This window comes from Streptomyces chromofuscus (genome assembly GCF_015160875.1).
In the GTDB taxonomy this organism is placed as follows: Bacteria; Actinomycetota; Actinomycetes; order Streptomycetales; family Streptomycetaceae; genus Streptomyces; species Streptomyces chromofuscus.
The window spans coordinates 731,215-753,923 of sequence record NZ_CP063374.1 but is presented as its reverse complement, the minus strand read 5'-3'; the positions used below and the strand labels follow the sequence as shown (position 1 = coordinate 753,923).

The following is a 22,709-nucleotide window of genomic DNA, read 5'->3' as shown; positions in this document are numbered from 1 at the left end:
GCTGCCGGTCGCTGTGCGGGCGAACTGAGGCGGGCTGCCGGCCGTGTCGACGGCGAGCCGAGGCGGGCGTCGGTGGCTCGACGGACGGCGCCGTCGGCCGGTCAGTCGGCGGAGGCCGTCCACCCCGCCGCCGTGATCCGCGCCGCGTCGGCGGGCCGCGCCTCGTCGAAGAGGGCGGTGCCCGCCGCCTCGACGCGCAGGCCGTCGACGTACGCCCCACGGCCCACGTACAGCCGGTCAGTGGTGTACCGCCAGCGCAGGGTGAGCGCCGGGTCCGCCGGGAGAGGCGCCGTGAGCCGGTGCCAGGTGCGGCCCGACCAGCCGGTGACGCGGCCGGACGGGTGCTCCTCGGGCTGCTCGCCGGGCCGGGCGGTGGTGAACGGGACCGGCTGCCAGGTCGCGCCGCCGTCCGTCGACGACTCGAGGACCAGGCCGTCGGCCGCCGGTTCGGTGTCCCACCACAGCGCGCAGCGCAGCCGCGCCGCGCCCGGCGTCGTGTCCAGGGCGGGCAGCGCGAGCGTCGCCTCGGTGGAGTTGGCCGTCCCGGAGAACCAGGCGGTGCGACCGCGCGCCGGGCGGACGGGTACGGCACGCGCCAGGTGGTTCGCCGCGGCCACCCGGGGAGCCGATCCGGAGCGCCAACTGCGCACCGGGTGGACCGAGTTGCCGAGCACGACGAGGAAGGAGTCGGTCGTCGGGTCGAGCACGAGACAGGTGCCGGTGAAGCCGGTGTGCCCGGCGGTGCGGGGGGTGGCCATCGCGCCCATGTACCAGTGCTGGTACAGCTCGAAGCCGAGGCCGTGCTCGTCGCCGGGGAAGGCGGTGTTGAAGTCGGTGAACATCAGCTCCACCGACTCCGGCCGCAGGATGCGCGCCCGGCCGTAGGCGCCGCCGTTGAGCAGGGTCCGGCCGAGCACGGCGAGGTCCCACGCACAGGAGAAGACACCGGCGTGTCCCGCGACCCCGCCGAGGCTGTAGGCGTTCTCGTCGTGCACCTCGCCCCACACCAGCCCCCGGTCCAGCCCGGACCACGGCTTGCGGGCGTCCTCGGTGGCGGCGATCCGCGGTCTCCAGGAGTCCGGCGGATTGAAACGTGTGCGGTGCATCCCGAGCGGATCGGTGATCTCCGTGCGGAGCAGCACGTCCAGGCTCTGATCGGTGATCCTTTCCAGCACCAGCTGAAGCGAGATCAGGTTGAGGTCCGAGTACAGGTACCTGGTGCCCGGCGCGCTGACGGGGGCCTCGTTCCAGATGAGCCGCAGTTTCTCCTCGTACGTCGGCGCGTTGTACAGCGGGATCCACGCCCGGAACCCCGAGGTGTGCGTCAGCAGCTGCCGCACCGTGACGTCCTGCTTGCCCGCGGCCCCGAACTCCGGCAGGTACGAGGCGACCGGCGCCTCCAGTTCCAGTGCCCCGCGCTCGATCTGCTGCACGGCCAGGATCGAGGTGAACAGCTTGGACACCGAGGCCAGGTCGAAGACGGTGTCCTCGGCCATCGGTATCTGCTGCCCGGCGGGCAGTTCGACACCGGTGTCGGTCTTCTCGTCGTACGCCGAGTACCGCACCGCCGTCCCGATCGGCTCGTGCAGCGCCACGGTCCCGCCCCGCCCGGCGAGCAGCACGGCTCCCGCGTACCACGGGTGCTTGGGGGAGGGGCCGAGGAAGGCCCGGGCGTCGGTGACGAGTCGGCGCAGGTGCGAGCCGAGCAGCCCGGCGTGCTCGGCCGAGCCGTGCCGCAACGTCTGGTGACCGGACCGGGACGGCGCGGCGGCCGCGGCGGGTCCCGCCGGGAAGGGCGTGAGGGCGAGCGCCCCGCCCAATGCCAGTGCGCCGAGACCCAGTTGACGGCGGCTGAGACCGCTCGCCAGCTCTTCGCCCATCGAGGACCCTCCCGTACCCGACTGAAAGTATCTTTCGAGGACCGCCGTGCGGAGTGAAACTTTCCTGTCGGGTGCGGGGGTGTGTCAATGGGGCGTGCGTGCGGCGAGGGGTGGACTTTTATCTGACGGGACGTCAGAAGTCTGGGTGCCGGCCCGATCGGGGACGGCACCCCGCCGGCACGGTCAGCTGCGCTCGCGCACCACGACCACCCGGAGCGCGGGCGAGGCGCGGATGTCCTTCTCGCAGAACCGGGACGTCACCCACCTCTCGGCGGAGAACAGCCGGGTCTGGTCGGCGAAGTGGGCCGAGTGCGGGTTGGAGGACTGGGAGTACGACAGCAGGGTGCGGGCCACCGGGCAGGGACCGCCGTCCCAGCCCACGGCCTGGATGTAGCTGGACCCGGTCGACACCTCCGTGTACCCGCCGTTCACCGGGTCCCACACCGGCTCGATCTTGTTCCACACGCCGAGCGACTCGGTGCCGCCGGGCACCGGGATCCGCTGTCCGTTCCGTACGACGACCTGGTGCTCACCGAGCCGGGAGTCCGGTGCGATGCCCGCCGCCCGCAGTTCGGCGACGGCGTCCGCGAGGGCGGTCGCGAAGCCGGGGGCCGACGTGTCGAGGGTGTTGGGCGTGTGCACCGGGTCGGAGGCGGAGAACGGCACCTTCCACAGGCGGGCCGCCGGGACCCTGGCCGTGAGCTTCCGCCAGAACCGGTCGAACAGCAGCGCGCCCCGGCCGGCGGTGTCCATCGTGCGGTCCCAGTCGGCCAGCACCCGGCACGCCTCCGTGACGTCGACGGCCTTGCCGTCGCTGCCGGTCGCCGTGCCACCGGGCAGCGCGGCACAGGCCTTCGCCGCGTCGGCCGCGGCCAGGTCCCCGGCGGGCACCCGGTCGGCGAACTGCTGCGCCTGCAGGTCCCGCACCGTCAGACCGCCGCGCCCGGCCATCGCCGCCACGTCCTGCAGCGCGCCGCGCGTGCGCAGGCTGCGGACCGTGCCGATGGTGCCGAAGACGCGCTCGTACCCCGTCAGCGGCCGCTCGGCATGGGTCAGCCAGGCGCTGTCGTTGGAGTTCTCCGCGTAGGGCGCGTCCTCGAGCACCGGCATCCTCGCCGGGCCGAAGATCCCCGGCTGCACGGCGGCGGCGTCCCGGCCGAGCGCGCAGTCGCCGCGCGATCCGTCCAGCACGGCCAGCCCGGACGAGGGGTAGGTGACCTGGCCGAGCGGGGTGGAGCAGCGCGCGGCCAGCTCGTCGGTGACCCGTGGGAGCACCTGGGACTGCGTGAACAGCGTGTGGCCCGCGGAGTCGGCGGCGATCGTGTTCACCCACGGCAGGCCCTGGGTGCGCCGCAGGGTGGCGAGGACGTCGTCCGTGCTGCGGGCCCGGCTGAAGCCGAGGGCGGTGTCGGAGGCGCGCAGATTGGCCGCGTTGGGGTCGTTGAGCGCGTACGCCGTCGTGGTCGTCCACGGCAGCGGCACCGAGGCGCCGAGCGAGGTGACCACCGGGCCGTACCGGGTCCACCACTGGGTCCGCGTCACCGGCGGCCCGTCCTTCACGGCCACGGTGACATGACGTTCCGTCATCCGCTCGGGCCTGCCGTCGACGACGTAGACGGTCGGGTCGGCCGGGTCCAGGGTGAGCTGGTGCAGGTTGAGGGTGACGCCGGTGGCCACGGTGTGGCTCCAGGCCACCCGCGCGTTGTGACCTATGGAGACGGTCGCCGTGCCGAGCAGCGATCCGCCGGAGACGTTCAGCCGGCCGGGGATGGTCTGCTGCGACTGCCAGAACCGGCGGCCGCCCTGCCACGGGTAGTGCGGGTTGCCGAGCAGCAGCCCACGGCCATTGGCCGTCGTGGCGCCGCTGAAGGCGACCGCATTGGAGCCCATGTCCGCGCTCTCGGCCGCGAACAGCTCGCGGGCGGCCCGCGCCGTGCCGTCGGCGTCGGGCGCGGCCGTCGTCGGTCGGTCGGCCGTCGGCGGTTGCGCGGCTGTAATGCCGTCCACGCCGCGGCCCTGGCCGCCGAGCACCGCGAGGGCGTAGCCGCGGGCGGCGACGTCCAGGGTGGTGACCGGCCGCACCCAGGCGGCGTCCCGGCACGCCGGGTCGGTGATCCGGTTCTGCTCCAGCCAGGCGTTGTAGCCGGCCGCGAACCCCCGCATGAGGTCCTTCGCGGCCCTGCTCGGCCCGGCCGGCGCCGGAGCGGCGAGCAGCCGTTCCACCGTGCCGGCCTGGCGCACTCCGCGGAAGTACAGGTCACTGGAGAGGTTGCGGGTCGCCGAGGACAGCGCCGGGTCGGACGGCGCGTCGGCGCCGAAGTACCGCGAGCGCTCACCGCGTACGGTCAGGAAGCCGTCGGCCAGCGTGCACACCTGGTCGGCGGCCTGTGCCCAGCCCGTGCCGAAGCCGAGGCCGGCGTGGCTGCGCGCGAGGACGTGCGGAATGCCGAACTCGGTGTAGCGGACGACGGCCGACAGGCCGCCGCGCGAGGGGTGTTGTTCCTGGCGGTCCTGCGCGGGCGCCGCCGTGGCCGGCAGCGCGGTGGCGGCGGTGAGCAGGGCGACGGCCGTGAGCGTGAACCGTCTCAGGCGGGTGCGCATCGTGCCTCCCAACGTCATCGGGGGAAGGAGCGGTTGAGCGTACCAACGGGTATGTCCGCCGCGGCCCTGTCTCTTGACCTCGTCCGCACACGCACCGAGGATCCTCAGTCATGACGCCCGGACACGGCAGCACCGTCGACGGGGTGCTGCGGCGCAGCGCCCGCCGCACCCCGGCGCGCGTCGCGGTGGAGTACCGCGACCGCCGCTGGACGTACGAGGAACTCGACGACGCCGTCTCCCGGGCGGCGAACCTGCTGCTGGGCGAGGGCCTCGCCCCCGGCGAGCGGGTCGGCGCCTACGGCCACAACTCCGACGCCTACCTCATCGGCTTCCTCGCCTGCGCCCGCGCGGGCCTGGTGCACGTGCCCGTCAACCAGAACCTGACGGGCGACGACCTGACGTACATCGTCGGGCAGTCGGGCAGCCGGCTGGTCCTCGCCGACCCGGACCTGGCCGGCCGACTGCCCGACGGGGTGCGGGTGCTGCCGCTGCGGGACGCCGACGGCTCGCTGCTCGCCCGGCTGCCGTCCGCGGCCCCCCACGACGGTCCTGAGGCCCGCGCCGAGGACCTGGCACAGCTGCTCTACACCTCGGGCACCACGGCCCTGCCCAAAGGTGCGATGATGACGCACCGCGCGCTGGTGCACGAGTACCTCAGCGCGATCACCGCCCTCGGCCTCGGCGCGGGCGACCGGCCGGTGCACGCGCTGCCCCTGTACCACTCGGCGCAGATGCACGTGTTCCTGCTGCCCTACCTCGCGGTCGGGGCGACGAACATCGTCCTGGACGCGCCGGACGGCGACCGGCTGTTCGACCTGATCGAGAACGGGCGCGCGGACAGCGTGTTCGCACCGCCGACCGTGTGGATCGGCCTGGCCAACCGGACCGACTTCGCGACCCGCGACCTCGGCGGCCTGCGCAAGGCGTACTACGGGGCGTCGATCATGCCGGTGCCGGTCCTGGAGCGGTTGCGGGAGCGGCTGCCGCACCTGGCGTTCTACAACTGCTTCGGCCAGAGCGAGATCGGCCCCCTGGCCACGGTCCTCGGGCCCGACGAGCACCAGGACCGGCCGGCCTCCTGCGGCCGTCCGGTGCTCTTCGTGGACGCCCGGGTCGTCGACGAGGACGGCAAGGAGGCGCCGGAGGGCACGCCCGGCGAGATCGTCTACCGCTCCCCGCAGCTGTGCGAGGGCTACTGGGACAAGCCGGAGGAGACCGCCGAGGCCTTCCGGGACGGCTGGTTCCACTCCGGCGACCTCGCGGTGCGGGACGCCGAGGGCTACTTCACGATCGTCGACCGGGTGAAGGACGTCATCAACTCCGGGGGCGTGCTCGTCGCCTCACGGCAGGTCGAGGACGCCCTGTACACCCATGACGCGGTCGCCGAGGCCGCCGTGGTCGGCCTGCCCGACGAGAAGTGGATCGAGGCGATCACCGCCTTCGTCGTGCCGCGCGGCGAGGTGACGGAGGCGGAGCTGATCGCGCACGCGCGCCGGAACCTGCCGCACTTCAAGGCACCGAAGCGGGTCGTCCTCGTGGACGCGCTGCCCCGCAACGCCAGCGGCAAGATCCTCAAGCGGGAGCTGCGGGACCGGTTCGGCGACGGCGGCGTCACCTCGGGCGCAGGTCCACGATCCGCCTGATCTTCCCCACGGACCGCTCCAGCGACTCCGGTTCGACGATCTCCACCGTCACCGACACGCCGATGCCGTCCTTCACGGCCGCGGCGATGGCCCGCGCCGCGTCCTCGCGTGTCCCGGCGGGCGCGTCGGGGCGGGCCTCCGCCCGGACGGTGAGCGCGTCGAGCCGGCCCTCGCGGGTCAGGCGCAGCTGGAAGTGCGGGGCCACGCCCGGGGTGCGGAGCACGATCTCCTCGATCTGGGTGGGGAACAGGTTCACCCCGCGCAGGATCACCATGTCGTCGCTGCGGCCGGTGACCTTCTCCATCCGGCGGAACGTACGGGCCGTGCCCGGCAGCAGCCGCGTCAGGTCCCGGGTCCGGTACCGGATGACGGGCATGGCCTCCTTGGTGAGCGAGGTGAAGACCAGTTCGCCCCGCTCGCCGTCGGGCAGCACCTCACCGGTGACCGGGTCCACGACCTCCGGGTAGAAGTGGTCCTCGTGCACGTGCAGGCCGTCCTTGGTCTCCACGCACTCCTGCGCGACCCCCGGGCCGATCACTTCCGACAGCCCGTATATGTCCACCGCGTCGATCGCGAACCGCTCCTCGATCTCCCGCCGCATCCCCTCCGTCCACGGCTCGGCCCCGAAGATCCCCACCCGCAGGGAGGTGCTCCTCGGATCGACGCCCTGCCGCTCGAACTCGTCCAGCAGTGTCAGCATGTACGACGGCGTCACCATGATCACGCCGGGCTTCAGGTCCTGGATCAACTGCACCTGACGAGCCGTCATGCCGCCGGACGCGGGGACGACCGTACAGCCGAGCCGCTCGGCGCCGTAGTGCGCGCCCAGTCCGCCGGTGAACAGCCCGTACCCGTACGCCACGTGCACCGTGTCACCGGGCCGCCCGCCCGCCGCCCGGATCGAACGGGCCACCATGTCGGCCCACATCGACAGGTCGTTGTCCGTGTACCCGACGACCGTGGGGCGGCCCGTGGTGCCGCTCGACGCGTGGATCCGGCGGACGCGTTCCCGTGGCACGGCGAACATCCCGTACGGGTAGTGCTCGCGCAGGTCGGCCTTGGTCGTGAAGGGAAAGCGGGCCAGATCGGCGAGGGAGCGGCAGTCGTCCGGGTGAACGCCCGCCTTGTCGAACGACTCCCGGTAGAAGGGCACGTGGGCGTAGGCGTGCCGCAGCTGTGCCCGCAGCCGCTCCAGTTGCACCTCCCGCAGCTCCTCCGCGTCCAGCCGTTCGCCCGCGTCCAGCAGCTCCGTCGTCTCCGTCATGGGACCTCCCCTTGCCCACCGCGCAATCCGGGCGACCGATCATTCGGTCGAGGTGTTGTGGATCAGTAATCCAGTCCGGCGCGGCTCGGACAAGTGCTCGGCCCGCACTTTCTCCCGCCGACGTAAGTCTGTTGCGCGGGGTCCTCCCGCGAGCCGAGGATGACCGCCATGCCCACCTTCAGCGCCCCCGACGGAACCCGGCTCGCCCACCACCTGCGCGGCGACGGCGCCCCCCTGGTCGTCCTGCCCGGCGGCCCCATGCGGCCCTCCGGCTACCTCGGCGACCTGGGCGGACTCGCCGCCCACCGCCGGCTGGTCCTGCTCGACCTGCGCGGCACCGGCGACTCGGAGGCGCCGGCGGACCCGGCGACGTACCGCTGCGACCGGCTCGTGGCCGACGTGGAGGCGCTGCGGGTCCACCTGGGGCTGGACCGGATGGACCTGCTCGGTCACTCGGCGGGTGGCAGCCTGGCCATGCTGTACGCCGCCCGGCACCCCGACCGGGTCGCACGGCTCGCGCTGATCACCGCGACGCCCTGGGCGCTGGGCATGCCGGCGACGACCGAGGACCGGCTGGCCGCCGCACGGCTTCGCACGGGCGAGCCGTGGTTCGCAGCGGCGTATCCGGCGTTCGAGAGGTGGCTGCTCCAGGGCGGCGACTTCGACCCGGCGTTCATCCCGTTCTTCTACGGGCGCTGGGACGAGGCGGCCGCCGCGCATGCCCGGCGGGACGAGGAGGAGAGCAACGAGGAGGCCGCGGACCGGTACGGCGCCGAGGGCGCCTACGACCCGCCCGCGACCCGCGCCGCGCTCGCCACGCTGACCGCCCCGGTCCTCGTGTACGCCGGCGAACTCGACGGCGGCCCGCGCCCCGGACTCGCCCGCCGCACCGCCGAGGTCTTCCCGAACGCCGAGGTCGCCGTGCAGCCCGGCGCCGGGCACTATCCGTGGGTGGACGACCCGGCGTGGTTCGCGGGGCGCACCGCCGACTTCTTCGCCGCGAACGAAAAGGGCGCGTAGCCGACCGCCTGCTGGGCCGGTCCGGGAGGCCCACGTCGCCGGTGCCGGCGTCGGCGATCCCGTGCGGGCCCACCTGCGCTCGTCGGGCACCGCTTCCCGGCCCCCGCCCGGTCCGCCGGACCGTGTCCGACCCGCGCCGGGACGTCGACGCCGCCGAACCCACCGAATCCGTCGTGACCGAGCCGGACGGGGACCTGCCGGTCACCGTGTCGGGGGTGGTGTGCTCTCCACCGACCCCATTGGCGCAACCGCCGTGATCCGCTTCGCGGAGGCCGCTTCCAGGTGCGCCGACAGGCGGGAGAGAACCAGGTGGACGGCGCCCGGACGGCGCTCGGGCACGCCTACGGAGGCGGATCCCGGTTCTTCTCCATGTGGCTCGTGGGAGCGCAGCCACCGGACGCCTGAAAGGGTCCCCCCCACGTGGCCTGTTGACTCCGGGGACCGATCGCTAGGCTGGCCGCGGACGACGAGTCGGGAGGAGCACGGACGTGGCCGAGACCACCACCCAGCAGCAGCCGCTCATGGGCTGGGACAAGCCGGAACTGGACCTGAGCAACGCCCAGTGGCAGTCCAGCAGCCGCGGCGTGGGGGATGTGCAGATCGCCTTTGTCGAGGGTTTCATCGCCATGCGCAACAGCGGCCGCCCGGAGAGCCCCTCCCTGATCTTCACCCCCGCCGAATGGGGCGCGTTCGTGTCGGGTGCGCGGGAGGGCGAGTTCGACCTGACCTGACCCCACCGGCGCGCACCGGGGGGACGGGCCGGTCCGGGGGGTGTTCCCCACCCTTTTCGTGGACACGCGATCCAGTGAGCCCTCCCGGGGCCGAGGCCTGAGCGAGGCCGGCCCCGGGGAGTGGTGGGTCGCCACTGCGGAGGTGAGGAACCATGAGCACCCTGCCGGTCATCGCGGCGTTCGACGGTTCGCCCGACAGCCTGCGGGCCCTGGACTGGGCCTTCGACGCCGCCCGCGGACGCGCCGCGCCGCTGCGGGTGGTGCACGTCCGCCAGTACGCCGTCCGGGTGCCCGCCGACGTCGCGGTCGCCCGGCTGCCGGAGCCGGCGGACGATCCGGTCCTCGCCCGGGCCCGCGCCCACGTCGCCCAGCGGGCCGACGCACCGGCCGTGGAGTACCTCGGCCCCGAGGGCACCCCCGCCGTGGTACTCCCCGACCTGGGCGCCGAGGCCCAGGTGCTCGTGCTCGGCTCCCGGGGCCGGGGCGGCTTCGCGAGGCTCCTGCTCGGCTCCAACGGCCTCGCGGCCGCCCGGGACGCCGAGTGCCCGGTCGTCGTCGTGCCCCGGCCCGGCCGCGAGGTGGACGACGCCCCGCCGCAGGAACCGGGGCCCCGCGTCGTCGTCGGGCTCAACGTGGACGGCCCGGACGACGCCGCCCTCGCCTTCGCCTTCCAGGAGGCCGCGCTGCGCCGCGCCCGCCTCCAGGCGGTCGCCGCCTACCCGTGGCCGGTGCAGCTCTGGGCGGGCGCCGCCGGTGAACTGCTGCCGACCGGCATCGACCAGGACGCCGTGGAGAACGAGGCGCGGGCCCTCGCGGAGGGCTTCCTCACCCCGCACCGCCGGCGCCACCCCGGCGTCCGGGCGGAAGCACGCGTGGTCCCCGGCGACGCCGCCGCGAACCTCGTCGCGTACTCGCTGGACGCCGAGCTGGTCGTCGTGGGCCGGCACCGCCGCCGCCTGCTCGCCCCCGCCCGCCTGATGGGCTCCGTCACGCACGCCGTCCTGCTGCACGCGGCGAGCCCGGTCGCGGTGGTGCCGCCCGCGCCGCCGGAGGAGTGACGCCGGACCCGTGCTCATGGAGGGCCGGGCTCGTGGATGACCGTGCCAGTCGGCAACCGTGCTCATGGGTGGCCGTGCCAATGGATGACCGGCCACCCCTTCCCTCAGCTGCATGCGGGACTCGGACCCGGCCAGCAGGGACGCCCGGCTCGCGCCGGACCTCGCCCTGACCGTCCGGCACGACGGACGCGGCGGCGGCGTCGCCGACGACCCGGCCGACCCCGACGTGCTCACCGCGTGGGTCCGCTCCCACCCCGACGCCTGCCCGCCTCACCGCCGCGGCGGCCCGTACTCCCACCGTCCCCGTCGACAGGTCCGCCCGAGCGCTCCGCGGAGGCGCCGCTCGACGCGCCGCGGTGTGCCGTCGACCGTCCGCGGGGCCGTCGTGGCTGGTCGCACCCGTTCCCCGCGCGGCTTCCAGGCGCTGCCCGAACGCCGCGGACTTCCGCCTCGCCCGCCCGACGCCGACGACCTGCGGGCACGTACCATGGCGGCATGTCGTTCCTCCGCCGCCGCAGCGCCACTCCCGCCGGCCCCGACTTCGACGTGCTGGCCATGGACCCGGGCGACTGGCCCGGCAACCTCGGCGCCGGCCTGCTGCCCGCCCCCGACGGCACCTGCCAGGGCGTCTTCCTGCGTTACGACCTGTTCGGCGGCCGCGGCCCCGCGATGATCATCGGCAACCTGCCCGAGGGCTCCCCGGCCCGCGAGGTCGCCGAGGGGCAGATCCCGTTCGAGGTGGCCCAGCTGCTGCTGGCCCTGGAGAACGACGAGGAGGTGACGGTCGTCGGCACCGAGGACGTGCCGGTGATGCAGGGCGACAACCTCCTCATCGTGCGCCGCCTGAAGCTCTCCGAGAGCCGGATCTCCTGCGTGCAGTTCGACCGCAGCGACAACGTCCTCGTCACCATCGCCGCCTGGGACCGCCCCATCACGGACGACCTGTACGCCCTGCTGAAGCCGCTCCCGGCGGAACTGTTCCAGCAGGGCTGATCCGCTACGACACCGGCCGCACGTCGGCCGCCCGGACGAACGCGACCCGGTGGCCGAACTGAATCTCGTAGTACAGGTCCTTGCCCACGACGACCCGGTGCGCGTCGGTGGCGAAGGTAACCGCGTAGTAGTACTCGCCGGGCACCTTGTCGCCGACGACGTACTTCTGGCCCTTGAGCAGCTGGTACGGCAGCGGGGACACCGACTGCGCCGGCACACCCGCCGGGTAGGCGGACGCCTCCGGATAGGCACGGCCGTACACCGGGACGCTGTCCAGGCCGTCCCTCGGCGTGACGACCCTGCCCTTCGCGGGGACCGCCGTCGGGGCCTGCACCGGGTTGCGGAACCAGGCCTTCTGGCCCAGGTACCAGATCGCCGTCCAGTCCCCCTGGCGTTCGGCCACCGCGTACTGCTGGCCGGTGGAGACCCGTGAGCCGATGTCGTTGACGTCGGTCGTCGAGTCCTCGCCGCCCGGACGCAGGCCGATGTCCTTGATCAGCGGGTAGGTCTCGCCGGGCCCGGAGTACAGCCGCACGGCGCTCGAGCCGTGCACCGCACACGGCTCGGCCTGGGCGGTGCAGCCCGTGTACACCGGCCGGTTGGCGGCGTAGTCCGGCAGGATCGTCACGATGTTCCCGCCCGCGCGGGCCGTGGGGCCGAAGGGGCGGCCGAGCAGGGTGAAGTAGTGCTGCCAGTCCCAGTACGGGCCCGGGTCCGTGTGCATGCCCCGGATCGTCGAGGTGGTCGGGCCGGGCACGTTGTCGTGGCCGAGGATGTGCTGCCGGTCCAGCGGGATGTCGTACTTCTCGGCGAGGTACTTCACCAGACGCGCCGACGAGCGGTACATCGCCTCCGTGTACCAGGCGTCCGGCGAGGCCAGGAAGCCCTCGTGCTCCAGACCGATCGACTTGGCGTTGACGTACCAGTTGCCGGCGTGCCAGGCCACGTCCTTCGCCTTGACGTGCTGGGCGATGTGGCCGTCCGTGGAGCGCAGCGAGTAGTTCCAGGACACATAGGCCGGGTCCTGCACCATGGCGAGGACGCCCTCCCAGGCGCCCTCCGTGTCGTGCACGACGATGTAGTCGATGTCCTGCGACGCCGGGCGCTCACCCAGGTCGTGGTTGCCGTAGTCGCCTTCGCCGAACTCCTCGTACGGCGCCGGGATCCACTCGCAGGAGACGGTCGCCGGGCACTCGGTGCCCTCGGCGGACGCCGGGCGCAGGCCGGTCCGCCGCAACTGGGAGGTGTCGGGGACGAGTTCGGGCTGTGCGGCCAGGGTGACCAGCTGACCGGCGTCCGTGCGCCGTTCCTGGCCGGCGCGCAGCACGTCGTACACGTCGCCCGCGTACGTCGCCGCCGTCGCGGTGTCGTCGGCGCCGGAGAACCGGGCCACCGCGCCGTACCAGTCCGCCGGGTCGTCGCTCGGCGGCGCGCCCAGCTCCCGCTGCGCGGCGGCGAGCAGCGCGGCCCCGCCCGCCACGTTGGCCGCCGGGTCGGTGCGCAGCCGCTCGGCGCTGATGCCGGTCAGCTCGGCCGCCTTGGACAACGTCGTCAGGCGGGCCGGGAGTTCGGTGGTCTGCGGCAGCTGTGCCTCGGGCAGCAGCGGCGGGCGGGCGTCGTCGCCGCGCGGGTCCTCCGCGCCCTCGCTGTGGTGCGGGGTGGTGGCCAGCGCCGTACGGGCGTCGGTGAGGTGCATCGGGCCGTAGCCGCCGGTGACGCTCGGCGCGCCGCCGTGCGCGTCCCAGCGGGACTGGAGATAGGCGACGCCGAGCAGCACGCTCCGCGGCACGTCGTACGCGACGGCCGCCTGCTCGAAGGCCTGTTGCAGCCGGCCGTCCGGCGGGCCGTCCGAGCGGGCGCCGGACGGGGCGGCGCCGAGCAGCGGCAGCAGCAGCGCGGCACAGGCCGCGGCGCCGACGGTGCGGTGTGCGCGTCTCGGCCCGGCGGCTCGTCGGGGGTCGGTGGGGGATCCTCGCAAAGCAGCCTCCTGGGACGGTTGAGCGCGATGAGCCGTGCGGGGCCGAGCGTGTCAGTGGTACCGGCTCTCCGACGATCCGTCAATCATGCGCCGCGGGAGGCGATGTCCCCGGTCAGGGCGGGGTGGGGGGAGTTTCGTGGCGCCGGCCGACGGGCCTGCGGGGCGTCAGTGGCGTACACCAATGGTCCGTCCGTGACGACCCGGACGAGATGGCTCCGGACCGACGATCCCCGGCCACGGGCGCCAGAGGCGACGGCCTTTGGACACGCCCCCGGACACAACGGCTGTGGGCGCGACGCCCTCGGCTACGGCAGCCCGGGGGTAGAGCACCGGAAGGCGACGGTTTTGGGCGCGACGAGGTCCGCGGTGCGCGTTGTCGCCGGCGCACCGCGGACCGTCATCCCCCTTCAGCGAGTACCGACCGCCGCGCGCACGGCCCGGCGGGCCAGCTGGCAGTCGTCGTGGAGCCGCCGCAGCAGCAGCCGCTGTTCCTCGCCGGACGGCGCAGCACCCTGGTGGGCCACTCCCGGTGCCGCCGGGGTCGCGTCGTGCATCGAACGCTGCACGGCCGTCTCGTACGTGCGGATCTCGCGGGTCAGTACGAGCATCAGATTCACCAGGAACGCGTCCCGTGAGGCCGGCCCCGCGGACTGGGCGATCTGGCTGATGTGCCGCCGCGCCGCCGGGGCGTCGGCGAGCACCGACCACAGGGTGGCCAGGTCGTACCCCGGCAGGTACCAGCCGGCGTGCTCCCAGTCCACCAGGACCGGTCCCGCGGGCGAGAGCAACATGTTCGACAGCAGCGCGTCGCCGTGGCAGAACTGGCCCATGCCCTGGCGCCCGGCGGCGAGCGCGATGCCGTGCAGCAGCTTCTGCAGGTCGCCCAGATCCCGGTCGGTGAGCAGTCCGAGCTCGTGGTACCGGGAGATCCGGGCCGCGTAGTCCAGCGGCGCGGCGAACGTGCCCGCGGGGGGCCGCCAGGCGTTCAGCCGGCAGATGGCGCTGAGCGCCTGCCGGATGTCCGCACGCGGCGGTGGCTCCGACGGGTGCCGCTGCAGCGCCGCGGCCCGTCCCGGCATCCGCTCGATGACCATGGTGCAGTTGTCCGGATCCGCCGCGATCAGCCGGGGCGCCCGCACAGGCGGGCGGTGCCGGACGAACGAGCGGTATGCCGCTATTTCGTGGCGGATCCGCTCCGCCCACGCGGGGGAGTGGTCCAGTAAGCACTTGGCGACGGCCGTACTGCGTCCTGTGGTGCCGACCAGCAGCACGGACCGTCCGCTTCGCCGCAGCACCTGCACGGGGGCGAACTCCGGGCAGATCCGGTGCACCGAGGCGATCGCCGTCCGCAGCTGGGCGCCCTGGGGGCCGGACAAGTCGAGTCTCCCGCTGAGCGGTTGGGTACCGAGCCCCGCGGGGCGCCGCGTGCGGCCCGCACCGAGCACGGGGGCCGTCGGGCGCGCGGGGGCGAGATAGGGGCCGCCGCCGCCCGGCAGCGAGGGCTCTCCCGGCCTCGGGGAGGCGGGAGCCGCGGGGCGCGGGCGCAGCGGCCGGGGCGGGGCGGACACGGAGGACGATGCTGCGTACATGGGCGAGACAGATCCCTTCGTGTGCCTGCGACGTCATTGCGCCACCCGAACCGACCGCCCGGGTGCACCCTGGGGAATGCACCGGCCGTAGGGCGACCGGGTCGGGGTGGCGCGTTCCTACCTGACACCCGATGCCCGGTGGCACACCATCTGGCGCACCCTGGCGAACCCTGGCGAATAGTCGCCCGGCAACTCGCCCCGGGCTACTGTCAACTCAGCCGAGTACCTGGGGGCTTGATGTGAGCGGACAACCCAACACCCGCCTTGCGGACCTGTTCGGCCTGGCCGGCTGGTCCAAGGGAGAGCTCGCGAGGCTGGTCAACAAGCAGGCGGCGGCCATGGGCCACCCCCAGCTGGCGACCGACACCTCACGGGTGCGGCGGTGGATCGACACGGGAGAGATCCCGCGCGATCCGGTGCCGCGGGTGCTGGCGGCTCTGTTCACCGAGCGTCTCGGCCGTGTCGTGACCATCGAGGACCTCGGTCTGGTCCGGCACGGGCGTGCGGGGAAGCGGCAGGGCGGCGGGAGCGTGGAGCATCCCGACGGTGTGCCGTGGGCGCCCGAACGGACCGCTGCGGTCCTCACCGAATTCACGGGAATGGACCTCATGCTCAACCGACGCGGCTTGGTGGGCGCGGGTGCCGTGCTCGCCGCGGGATCCGCACTCAGCAGTGCCATGTACGACTGGCTGCACACCGATCCGGCCCTGGCGGCCGACGCACCTCACCTCGACGACCCCCTGCACGCCGACCCCGCCGGGTACGACCGCTACGAGGCCGCCCCCATCGGGTCGCAGGAGATCGAGGAACTGGAGCGCTCGGTCGAGGTGTTCCGCGCCTGGGACGCGGCCCGCGGCGGCGGGCTCCAGCGCAAGGCGGTCGTGGGCCAGCTCAACGAGGTGGGCGGCATGCTCGCCTACCGCCATCCCCCCCATCTGCAGCGGCGCCTGTGGGGCGTCGCGGCCAACCTCGCCGTCCTCGCGGGCTGGATGTCGCACGACGTCGGCCTGGAGCCCACGGCCCAGAAGTACTTCGTCATCGCCGCCCATGCCGCGAGAGAGGGCGGCGACCGGCCCCGGGCCGGCGAGGCGCTCTCCCGGGCTGCCCGCCAGATGGTGCACCTGGGCCGGCCCGACGACGCGCTCGACCTGATGAAGCTCGCCCAGTCCGGCTCCGGTGAGGAGGTACTGCCCCGCACCCGGGCGATGTTCCACACCATCGAGGCCTGGGCGCAGGCGTCGATGGGCAAGAGCCAGGCGATGCGCCGCACCCTCGGTCAGGCGGAGGACCTGTTCGTCTCCGACAAGGGGGACGTACCGCCGCCCAGTTGGATGCAGTTGTTCAACGAGGCGGACCTGTACGGCATGCAGGCCCTGGCCTACCGCACGCTCGCGGAGTTCGAGCCGGGCGCGGCGGCGCACGCCCAGCACTACGCGGACAAGGCGCTGGCGCTGCGGGTGGAGGCACAACAGCGGTCGAAGATCTTCGACTTCCTGTCCATGGCCTCCGCCTGCTTCATCGCCGACGACCCCGAACAGGCGGACCGGTTCGCTCGCCTCGCCCTGATGTCGATGGGGCAGAACTCCTCCCGCCGCACCTGGGACCGGCTGCGCCAGATGTACCGGCTGACGGCCGAGTACGCCGAGTACCCGAGGATTCAGGAGCTGCGCGAGGAGATCAAGCTGGCGCTGCCCAAGCCGAAGGGGAGGGGCGGCAACAACTCACAGGTGTAGTGCGACTGTCCCCGTGTCGACCGACTGCCCCATATTCGACCGACTGCCCCCATGACCCCTATGACGTGACCCTGGCGATCAGCACGCAGGCTTCGTCCTGACGTTCGGTCCCGCCGAACTCCTCCACGACCGTCCGCACGCAGTCCTGTGCGGTGCGTGCTCCGGCGAAGAGCGGAGCCAGGTCGACGAGGCGGTGCGCGGCGGCCGTCCCGCTGTCCCCGGGCGCCAGCCCGTCGGTGTGCAGCAGGATCAGGTCGCCCTCCTGAAGGGTTTCCTCGGTCTCGCCGTAGGTGGCACCCGAGGTCGCGCCGAGCAGGACACCGTCCGGTGCGTTCAACCTGCGCCCCGTCCCGTTGCGGAACAGCAGCGGGGCGGGGTGCCCTGCTTGGGCCCACACCAGCGTGCGGGTCTCGGGCCGGTAGCGGCAGCAGACGGCGCTGCCGAGGGCCGGCTGGACGGTGGTGTCCAGCAGCTGGTTGAGCCAGGCCAGCAGCGTGCCGGGCCGGGTCCCCGCCATCGCCATGCCGCGTACCGCGCCGAGCAGCATGGCCATGCCCGATGTCACACCGACGCCGTGGCCGGTGAGGTCCCCGATGCTCAGGAGCGTCTCGCCGCCGGGGAGTTCCAGCGCGTCGTACCACTCGCCGCCGACCGGGGTGCCGGTGGAGGAGGGCAGGCAGCGGGCCGCCACGTCGAGGGTGTGCTCGCCCTGGCGCGGGAGCCGCAGGGTGCCGTGCCTCGGCGGCAGCACGGCCTCCTGCAGCTCGACCGCGAGCCGGTGCTCGGTCTGTGCGACGTGCCGCCGGCGCTGGAGCGAGTCACGGGTCTCGCTCACCGCCTGCTGACTGCGCCGCAGTTCGCTGACGTCCCGCAGCACGGCCCACATCGAGGCGGTGCTGCCGTCAGTGTCGAGCACGGGCTCGCCCATCATGTGCACGGTTCGCACCTCGCCGTCCGGCCGTACGATCCGGAACTCGCCGTCGATGCGCTTGGCGTCGACCAGGCAGTCCGTGACCATCGCGGTCAGCTTCGGCCGGTCCGCGTCCAGCACGAGCGAGGGCAGCTCGTCGAGGGTGAGCGGGGGCGCGGTGGGGGCGCGGCCGAGGATCTCGTACAGCTCGCCGGACCAACTGGCCTGATCGGTCTGCAGGTTCCACTCCGCGCTGCCGACCCGACTGAGCAGCGACTCGCTCCGGGCGGCGGGCGGTGCCGCCGGGGCCGGCTCGGCCTGTGGCGCCGGTGGCACCGGCGGAGGGCCGTCGCGCAGCTGGGCCAGGTGCTCGTCCAGATCGTTGAGTTGGTGCAGCGCGAGGTCGTAGAGTGCGCGCTGCCATCGATCCCGCGGGTCCGAACCGTCACTGTGCGCGTCCCGCCGTACGGCGTCCACCTCGCCCTTGAGCCGCCGCGCCTGCGATATCAGCGCGTCGACCGAGCCGGGTCCGGGTGGCTGGCCGGCTGGGCGGTCCGCGGAGAGATGGGACGGCATGACGCACTCCGATGCGGGGACGGTACGACCAAGGGTGACGGTGGGACCGTTACGACTGTTGCACAGCCCGCGGCGCCCTGTAAGAGATTTGGCAACACACGATACGGTGGTGCTTCTGGCATATGCCACAGTCTTCACGGAGCGCTTGTGACGTAGATGGCGCGTACGCCCGGCGGCAGACAAGTCGTAGGCGGTATACGCGAATTGGCGAGCCGTCGGGCCACTTGTGCGGCACTCACTCGAGTGTTCGACGCATGTGTGTTCCAGGTGTACGTCGGGCGCCTCGTCGGGGTCGTAAGAGAACCGGCACCGGACCGGCCGCCCTCTCGCCCGCAGTGGAGACCGCATGATGGACATCACCCTCCAGCAGCCCGCCCGTGCCCGGCTGATCACGGCGGAGCAGCGGGACGTTCCCGTCCCCGTCACCCTTCGCTACCTCTCCACCGACCCGCTGGCCGTGCACTTCGACTTCCCGCCCGAGGCGTGTCTGGACGGCGAGGCGCTCAGCTGGACCTTCGCGCGGGCCCTGCTGGAGGAAGGGGTGCGCGGCCCGGCCGGGAGCGGGGACGTGCACATCTGGCCGTGCGGACGCGCCCGTACGGTGCTGGAGTTCCACGCGCCGCCCGGGCTGGCGCTGCTCCGGTTCGACACCGCCGCCCTGCGCCGCTTCCTGCTGCGCACGTACGCGGTCGTCGCCGCCGGTCACGAGGACGTCGGCGACGCCGTCGACCGGGGGCTGAGCAGCCTCTTCGACGGGGTCTGACGCGGGACGGCCACTGGCCACGCCCCGCGTCAGCCGGCCGCCTGCGGGTAGAGCTCCGGGCACGGCGCGAACTCGACCGCGGTCCGGCCGCCGCTCTGCAGTGCCCGCACCCCGGCCTCGGCGACGGCGGAGGCCGCGTACCCGTCCCAGGCGCTCGGGCCGGTGACCCGGCCCCGCCGGGTGGCGTCGACCCAGGCCTGCACCTCGCGGTCGTAGGCGTCCGCGAACCGTACGAGGTAGTCCTGGGGCACCTCCTCGCGGGCGCCGCCCTCCGCCGTGACCACCATGGAGTGGGCCTCCCCGATGCGCGCGCTGCCCGCCTCGCAGACGGCCTCGCAGCGCACCTGGTAGCCGAAGCCGCAGTTGACGAAGACCTCCACGTCCACCAGGGCGCCGCCCCCTGTCTCGAACAGCACGAACTGCGGATCGAGCAGGCCCTCGGGGGCGTTGCCGGAGGGCCGGGGACGCAGCGCGGTCACGGCGGTCAGCTCCTGGCCGAGCAGCCAGCGGGCCGCGTCGATCTCGTGCGCGACCGAGCTGTTGACCAGCATCGCGCTGGTGAAGCCGGGCGGTGAGGAGACGTTGCGGTGGACGCAGTGCAGCATCAGCGGCCGTCCCAGACGGCCGCTGTCCAGCAGCGACTTGAGCCGCAGGTACTCGGCGTCGTACCGCCGCATGAAGCCGATCTGCGCCAGCCGCCGGCCGAGCCGTGCCTCGGCCTCCACGACGCGCAGCGCCCTCGCCGACTCCGGCACCATGGGCTTCTCGCACAGCACCGGAAGGCCGCGTGCGAACGCCGCGAGCAGCGCCTCCTCGTGCGCGGGACCCGGCGAGGCGATCAGGACCGCCTCGACACCGGGCGCGTCCAGCGCGGCCTCCGTCTCCGTGTGCACCGAGACGCCGTCGACACCGGCGACCGCTTCCTTCGCCCGTGCCGGGTCGGGGTCGCCCACGGCGGCGACCCTTGCGCCGCTCACCACCCGGTCGAGGCGCCGTATGTGGTCGGCTCCCATGTGTCCCGCGCCCAGCACCGCCACGCCCAGCAGCTCACCCACGTACGCCCTCCCTCGTCGCCGGCTGTCCCGGCGTAGCGTAGGCGCAGGTGCGCGGGCGGCGTCAGTAGCGCAGGACGCCCGCGATGCCGTTCGCGTCGGCCAGGGTGCCGTCGGGGACGAAGCGGACGTCGGCGCCGGTCTCCAGGCACTGCTCCACGATCTCGTCCACGATGTCCTCGCGGGCGTCGAGATCGTCGCTGGAGGCCGGCAACAGGTGATCGCCGTCGTCGCGCACGGTCACGCGGTAGTTCTCCTCGACGGCGAGCAGCCGCACCCGGGCCTCCCGGGCGTTCTGCCACACCTCGTCGACCCCGGCCGCGAACTCCTTGCGGCCGCGGGCCGATTCGAGCTCCTTGGTCACGGTGTCGACGGTCCTCATGTCCTCGGCCTCGACCACCGGCCGCACGGCCTGCCAGACGGCGTCCGGGGTGCCGTGCGCGAGGCCGCCGTGGGGGATGTGCAGGGCACGCCGGGTGACGTCCCCGATCTCGTCCAGGCAGGACAGCGCGGCCTGCTCGCCGGTCACGTAGAGCGGCCTGGGGCTGTCGCGCAGCACCGTGCCCACGGCCGCGTCGACCTCGCGCAGGAAGTGCCGGGTGCCCTCGTCGCGGAAGGTGCTCGGCATGTCACCGAACCGCTCCAGGCGCTCGGGGTCGAAGTTCTCGTTCCTGCGGGTGTAGGGGAAGCCGCCGGTGCGCTGCTCGGTGATCCGCCCGCCACCGCCGTTCCAGAGGGTGGCGCGGTCGGCCGAGACCGACAGCACCCAGAACGGCCGCTCGGACACCTGGGCGGAGACCAGGTTGCGGGTGAGGAAGGTGTCGGAGAGCACCACCCGCTCGGGCACGGTGCGGGCGAGCGACCACACCTGGTGCTCACCCGGGGCGGCGAAGATCACCAGGCCGTCCTCGGCGTACGTGAGGTCGACCTCGCCGAGCGCCTGGTCGAGCTGGGCCGCCACCTCGGCACGCCGTTCGCGGGTCACCGCGGGGTCGGCCTCCAGTTGCCTCTTGGCCTCGGACACCACATTGCGCAGCCGGACCCGGTCCTGCGCGTTGTACGGCTCCCTGCGGTGCGTCGGCGTGAGCACCGACACCGCGGGGTAGGGGCGAGGCCGGCGCAGCTCGGACAGGGTCGTGGGACTGAGTGCGTGCTCCATAGCAGCACCATAGGGCTGATTCACGTATCGGGCATTTGGGGCGCATTGATCGTCAGGGTGCCGCTTCCTCGCCGCTCCGGGAGCCGCACGAGCTGCCGTTCGGGGGCAGGGTGCCGTACAGCAGGAAGGCGTCGACCTTGCTGTGCACGCACTTCGACGATGCGTAGCCGGTGTGGCCGTCGCCCTTGTTGTCGAGCACCACGGCCGACGGTCCCAGCCGCTTCGCCGTCTGTGTGGTCCAGCGGTACGGCGTCGCCGGGTCGCCGCGGGTGCCGACCAGCAGCATCTTGGCCGTGTCGACGTTCTTGACCTTTTCGCGGATGAAGTCGGTGCCCTTGGGGCGGCCGTAGCAGAGCAGGACCTGGGTGAGGCGGAACGGGCCGAACACCGGCGACGCCTCCTCGTACGCGGCGCGCAGCCGGCCGAGGTTCGAGGTGATCTGCCGGGCGGACGGGCGGTCGGGGTCGTCGGCGCAGTTGATCGCCATCAGCGCGGCCGGAAGGTTGTCCAGGGGGACGTCGTCCTGGTCCACGAGTGCGCCGTCGGCCGACGGCGACCGTTGCTGCCGACCCTGTCCGAGGCCGGGGAGCGCGGAGCCGCCGGTGGCGAAGGCCTCCACCTCACTCGTGTCCCCGTCCTCGACCAGCGAGGCGAGCGCGTGCTGCAGCGAGGGCCACATCTGCCTGCTGTAGAGCGCCTGACTCAGGGCGCCGACCAGGTCCTGCCCGGTGAACTCGCCGCTGAACGCGGTCGGGACCGGGTCCTGGTCCATCGACCGGATCAGGCGTACGACGGCCTCCCGCGCCGTCCGGGCGTCCTGGCCGAACGGGCAGGCGACGTCCTTCACGCACCAGTCGAGGAAGTCCTCCAGCGCGGTCTGCTGCCCCTGGGCACCCGCCATGCCCTGCTGGGTGAGCGACTCCGTCAGCGTGTCCACCCCGTCGAGCGCCATCCGGCCCACCTTGTCCGGGAACTGGGCGGCGTACACCGCGCCGAGGCGCGTCCCGTACGAGAAACCGAGGTAGTTGAGCTTGTCGTCGCCGAGTGCCTGGCGGATGACGTCCAGGTCGCGGGAGGTGTTGACCGTGCCTATGTGCGGCAGTACGGGCCCCGAGTGCTTCGCGCACTCGCCGGCCGCCTTCTTCAACTGCCGCAGCACCGTGCCGGGATCGCGGAGCGTCTCGTCGGTCCCCGCCGTGATGACGGTGCCGCCGTACGGGTTGTCGCCGCAGCTGACCGGCGAGGACCGGCCGACGCCGCGCGGGTCGAAGCTCACCACGTCGTAGCCGTCGGTCAGGTCCATGAAGTCGTCGCCGCTGTGGGCGAGTTCGCTGACGCCGGGGCCGCCGGGACCGCCGAAGTTCAGCACCAGCGAGCCGCGCTTGTCGCCGCTCGCCCGGTATCTGGCCAGGGCCAGCTCCAGTGTCCCGGCGCCGGGACGGGCGTAGTCGAGGGGCACGGTCACCTTGCCGCACTGCAGATCGTCCGAGGTCGGCCCGCCGTCGCAGGTCTTCCACGCGACCTTCTGACGGTAGAACCGGGTCAGGTCCGGCTGTGGATCGTCCGCGGCCGTCGTCGGCAGGGCGGCGCCCAGCATCGCCAGGCCGACGGCTCCGGCGACCGCGTGGCGTCGCACCGCGCGCCGCGGTGACAGCTTGGCCAGCATCGATGCCTCCAGGGCGCCCCGCTGGGGACCGGTGGCGGCGCCCTCGCTCACGATAAGCGGCACTCGCGGGGGCCGCCTCCGGGCCGGCACGGC

Annotated in this window: 16 protein-coding genes and 1 pseudogene; 8 read left to right on the top strand and 9 right to left on the bottom strand. The window is 73.3% G+C overall.

All coding sequences use genetic code 11. The features are described from left to right. Positions 1-101: 101 nt before the first annotated feature. Both IPT68_RS03350 and IPT68_RS03345 read right to left on the bottom strand, forming a co-directional pair. On the bottom strand, positions 102-1,880 hold the full coding sequence (locus tag IPT68_RS03350; RefSeq protein WP_189700661.1) for a serine hydrolase domain-containing protein: 1,779 nt from the start codon (positions 1,878-1,880) through the stop codon (positions 102-104). A 183-nt stretch (positions 1,881-2,063) separates the two neighbouring features. After that, complete coding sequence (locus tag IPT68_RS03345; protein WP_189700662.1) at positions 2,064-4,481, bottom strand: penicillin acylase family protein; 2,418 nt, start codon at positions 4,479-4,481, stop codon at positions 2,064-2,066. Positions 4,482-4,591: 110 nt separating this feature from the next. Here IPT68_RS03345 and IPT68_RS03340 point away from each other — a divergent pair, with 110 nt between their 5' ends. Beyond that, complete coding sequence (locus IPT68_RS03340; RefSeq protein ID WP_189700663.1) at positions 4,592-6,124, top strand: acyl-CoA synthetase; 1,533 nt, start codon at positions 4,592-4,594, stop codon at positions 6,122-6,124. On the opposite strand, the gene paaK is transcribed toward IPT68_RS03340, so the two are convergent. Beyond that, positions 6,093-7,388 carry a phenylacetate--CoA ligase PaaK gene (paaK, locus tag IPT68_RS03335; RefSeq protein ID WP_189700664.1) on the bottom strand — a complete coding sequence of 432 codons (1,296 nt, stop codon included), beginning with the start codon at positions 7,386-7,388 and terminating at the stop codon, positions 6,093-6,095. The genes IPT68_RS03340 and paaK overlap by 32 nt on opposite strands. Before the next feature lie 168 nt (positions 7,389-7,556). On the opposite strand from paaK, the gene IPT68_RS03330 reads away from it, so the two are divergent. From IPT68_RS03330 to IPT68_RS03315, 5 genes and pseudogenes are all read left to right on the top strand, one after another. Beyond that, positions 7,557-8,408, top strand: a complete 852-nt coding sequence (locus IPT68_RS03330; RefSeq protein ID WP_189700665.1) for an alpha/beta fold hydrolase — start codon at positions 7,557-7,559, stop codon at positions 8,406-8,408. A 122-nt stretch (positions 8,409-8,530) separates the two neighbouring features. Next, positions 8,531-8,813 (top strand): annotated as a pseudogene (locus IPT68_RS33770) (thiolase C-terminal domain-containing protein); the annotation flags it as partial. Between the two features lie 83 nt (positions 8,814-8,896). Beyond that, positions 8,897-9,139: a DUF397 domain-containing protein gene (locus IPT68_RS03325; protein ID WP_189700666.1), complete on the top strand. Its 243-nt coding sequence runs from the start codon at positions 8,897-8,899 to the stop codon at positions 9,137-9,139. Positions 9,140-9,291: 152 nt separating this feature from the next. Beyond that, the gene (locus IPT68_RS03320) at positions 9,292-10,197 is read left to right on the top strand and encodes a universal stress protein (protein ID WP_189700668.1); all 906 of its coding nucleotides are present in this window, start codon (positions 9,292-9,294) and stop codon (positions 10,195-10,197) included. Between the two features lie 495 nt (positions 10,198-10,692). Further along, positions 10,693-11,190: a hypothetical protein gene (locus tag IPT68_RS03315; RefSeq protein ID WP_189700669.1), complete on the top strand. Its 498-nt coding sequence runs from the start codon at positions 10,693-10,695 to the stop codon at positions 11,188-11,190. A 4-nt stretch (positions 11,191-11,194) separates the two neighbouring features. On the opposite strand, the gene IPT68_RS03310 is transcribed toward IPT68_RS03315, so the two are convergent. Together IPT68_RS03310 and IPT68_RS03305 are read right to left on the bottom strand one after the other, a co-directional pair. After that, positions 11,195-13,168 carry an N-acetylmuramoyl-L-alanine amidase gene (locus IPT68_RS03310; protein WP_189700670.1) on the bottom strand — a complete coding sequence of 658 codons (1,974 nt, stop codon included), beginning with the start codon at positions 13,166-13,168 and terminating at the stop codon, positions 11,195-11,197. Positions 13,169-13,575: 407 nt separating this feature from the next. Next, on the bottom strand, positions 13,576-14,757 hold the full coding sequence (locus tag IPT68_RS03305) for an aminoglycoside phosphotransferase family protein (protein WP_189700671.1): 1,182 nt from the start codon (positions 14,755-14,757) through the stop codon (positions 13,576-13,578). 239 nt (positions 14,758-14,996) lie between these two features. Between IPT68_RS03305 and IPT68_RS03300 the strand changes: the two genes are divergently transcribed. Next, complete coding sequence (locus IPT68_RS03300; protein ID WP_189700672.1) at positions 14,997-16,490, top strand: DNA-binding protein NsdB; 1,494 nt, start codon at positions 14,997-14,999, stop codon at positions 16,488-16,490. Between the two features lie 58 nt (positions 16,491-16,548). Here the strand turns inward: IPT68_RS03300 and IPT68_RS03295 are convergent, their stop codons facing one another. After that, the gene (locus IPT68_RS03295; protein WP_189700673.1) at positions 16,549-17,976 is read right to left on the bottom strand and encodes a PP2C family protein-serine/threonine phosphatase; all 1,428 of its coding nucleotides are present in this window, start codon (positions 17,974-17,976) and stop codon (positions 16,549-16,551) included. Positions 17,977-18,325: 349 nt separating this feature from the next. Here IPT68_RS03295 and IPT68_RS03290 point away from each other — a divergent pair, with 349 nt between their 5' ends. Then, positions 18,326-18,739, top strand: coding sequence for an SsgA family sporulation/cell division regulator (locus IPT68_RS03290; RefSeq protein WP_189700757.1), 414 nt, complete (start codon positions 18,326-18,328; stop codon positions 18,737-18,739). Positions 18,740-18,768: 29 nt separating this feature from the next. Here IPT68_RS03290 and IPT68_RS03285 read toward each other — a convergent pair whose 3' ends face one another. From IPT68_RS03285 to IPT68_RS03275, 3 genes are all read right to left on the bottom strand, one after another. Continuing rightward, a complete protein-coding gene (locus IPT68_RS03285) occupies positions 18,769-19,794 on the bottom strand; it encodes a Gfo/Idh/MocA family protein (protein ID WP_189700674.1) in 1,026 nt (341 codons plus the stop codon). A gap of 61 nt (positions 19,795-19,855) precedes the next feature. After that, positions 19,856-20,950 (bottom strand): baeRF3 domain-containing protein, encoded by a 1,095-nt coding sequence (locus tag IPT68_RS03280; RefSeq protein ID WP_189700675.1) that lies wholly within the window; start codon positions 20,948-20,950, stop codon positions 19,856-19,858. 52 nt (positions 20,951-21,002) lie between these two features. Beyond that, on the bottom strand, positions 21,003-22,616 hold the full coding sequence (locus IPT68_RS03275; RefSeq protein WP_189700758.1) for an alpha/beta hydrolase: 1,614 nt from the start codon (positions 22,614-22,616) through the stop codon (positions 21,003-21,005). Between the last annotated feature and the right edge of the window lie 93 nt (positions 22,617-22,709).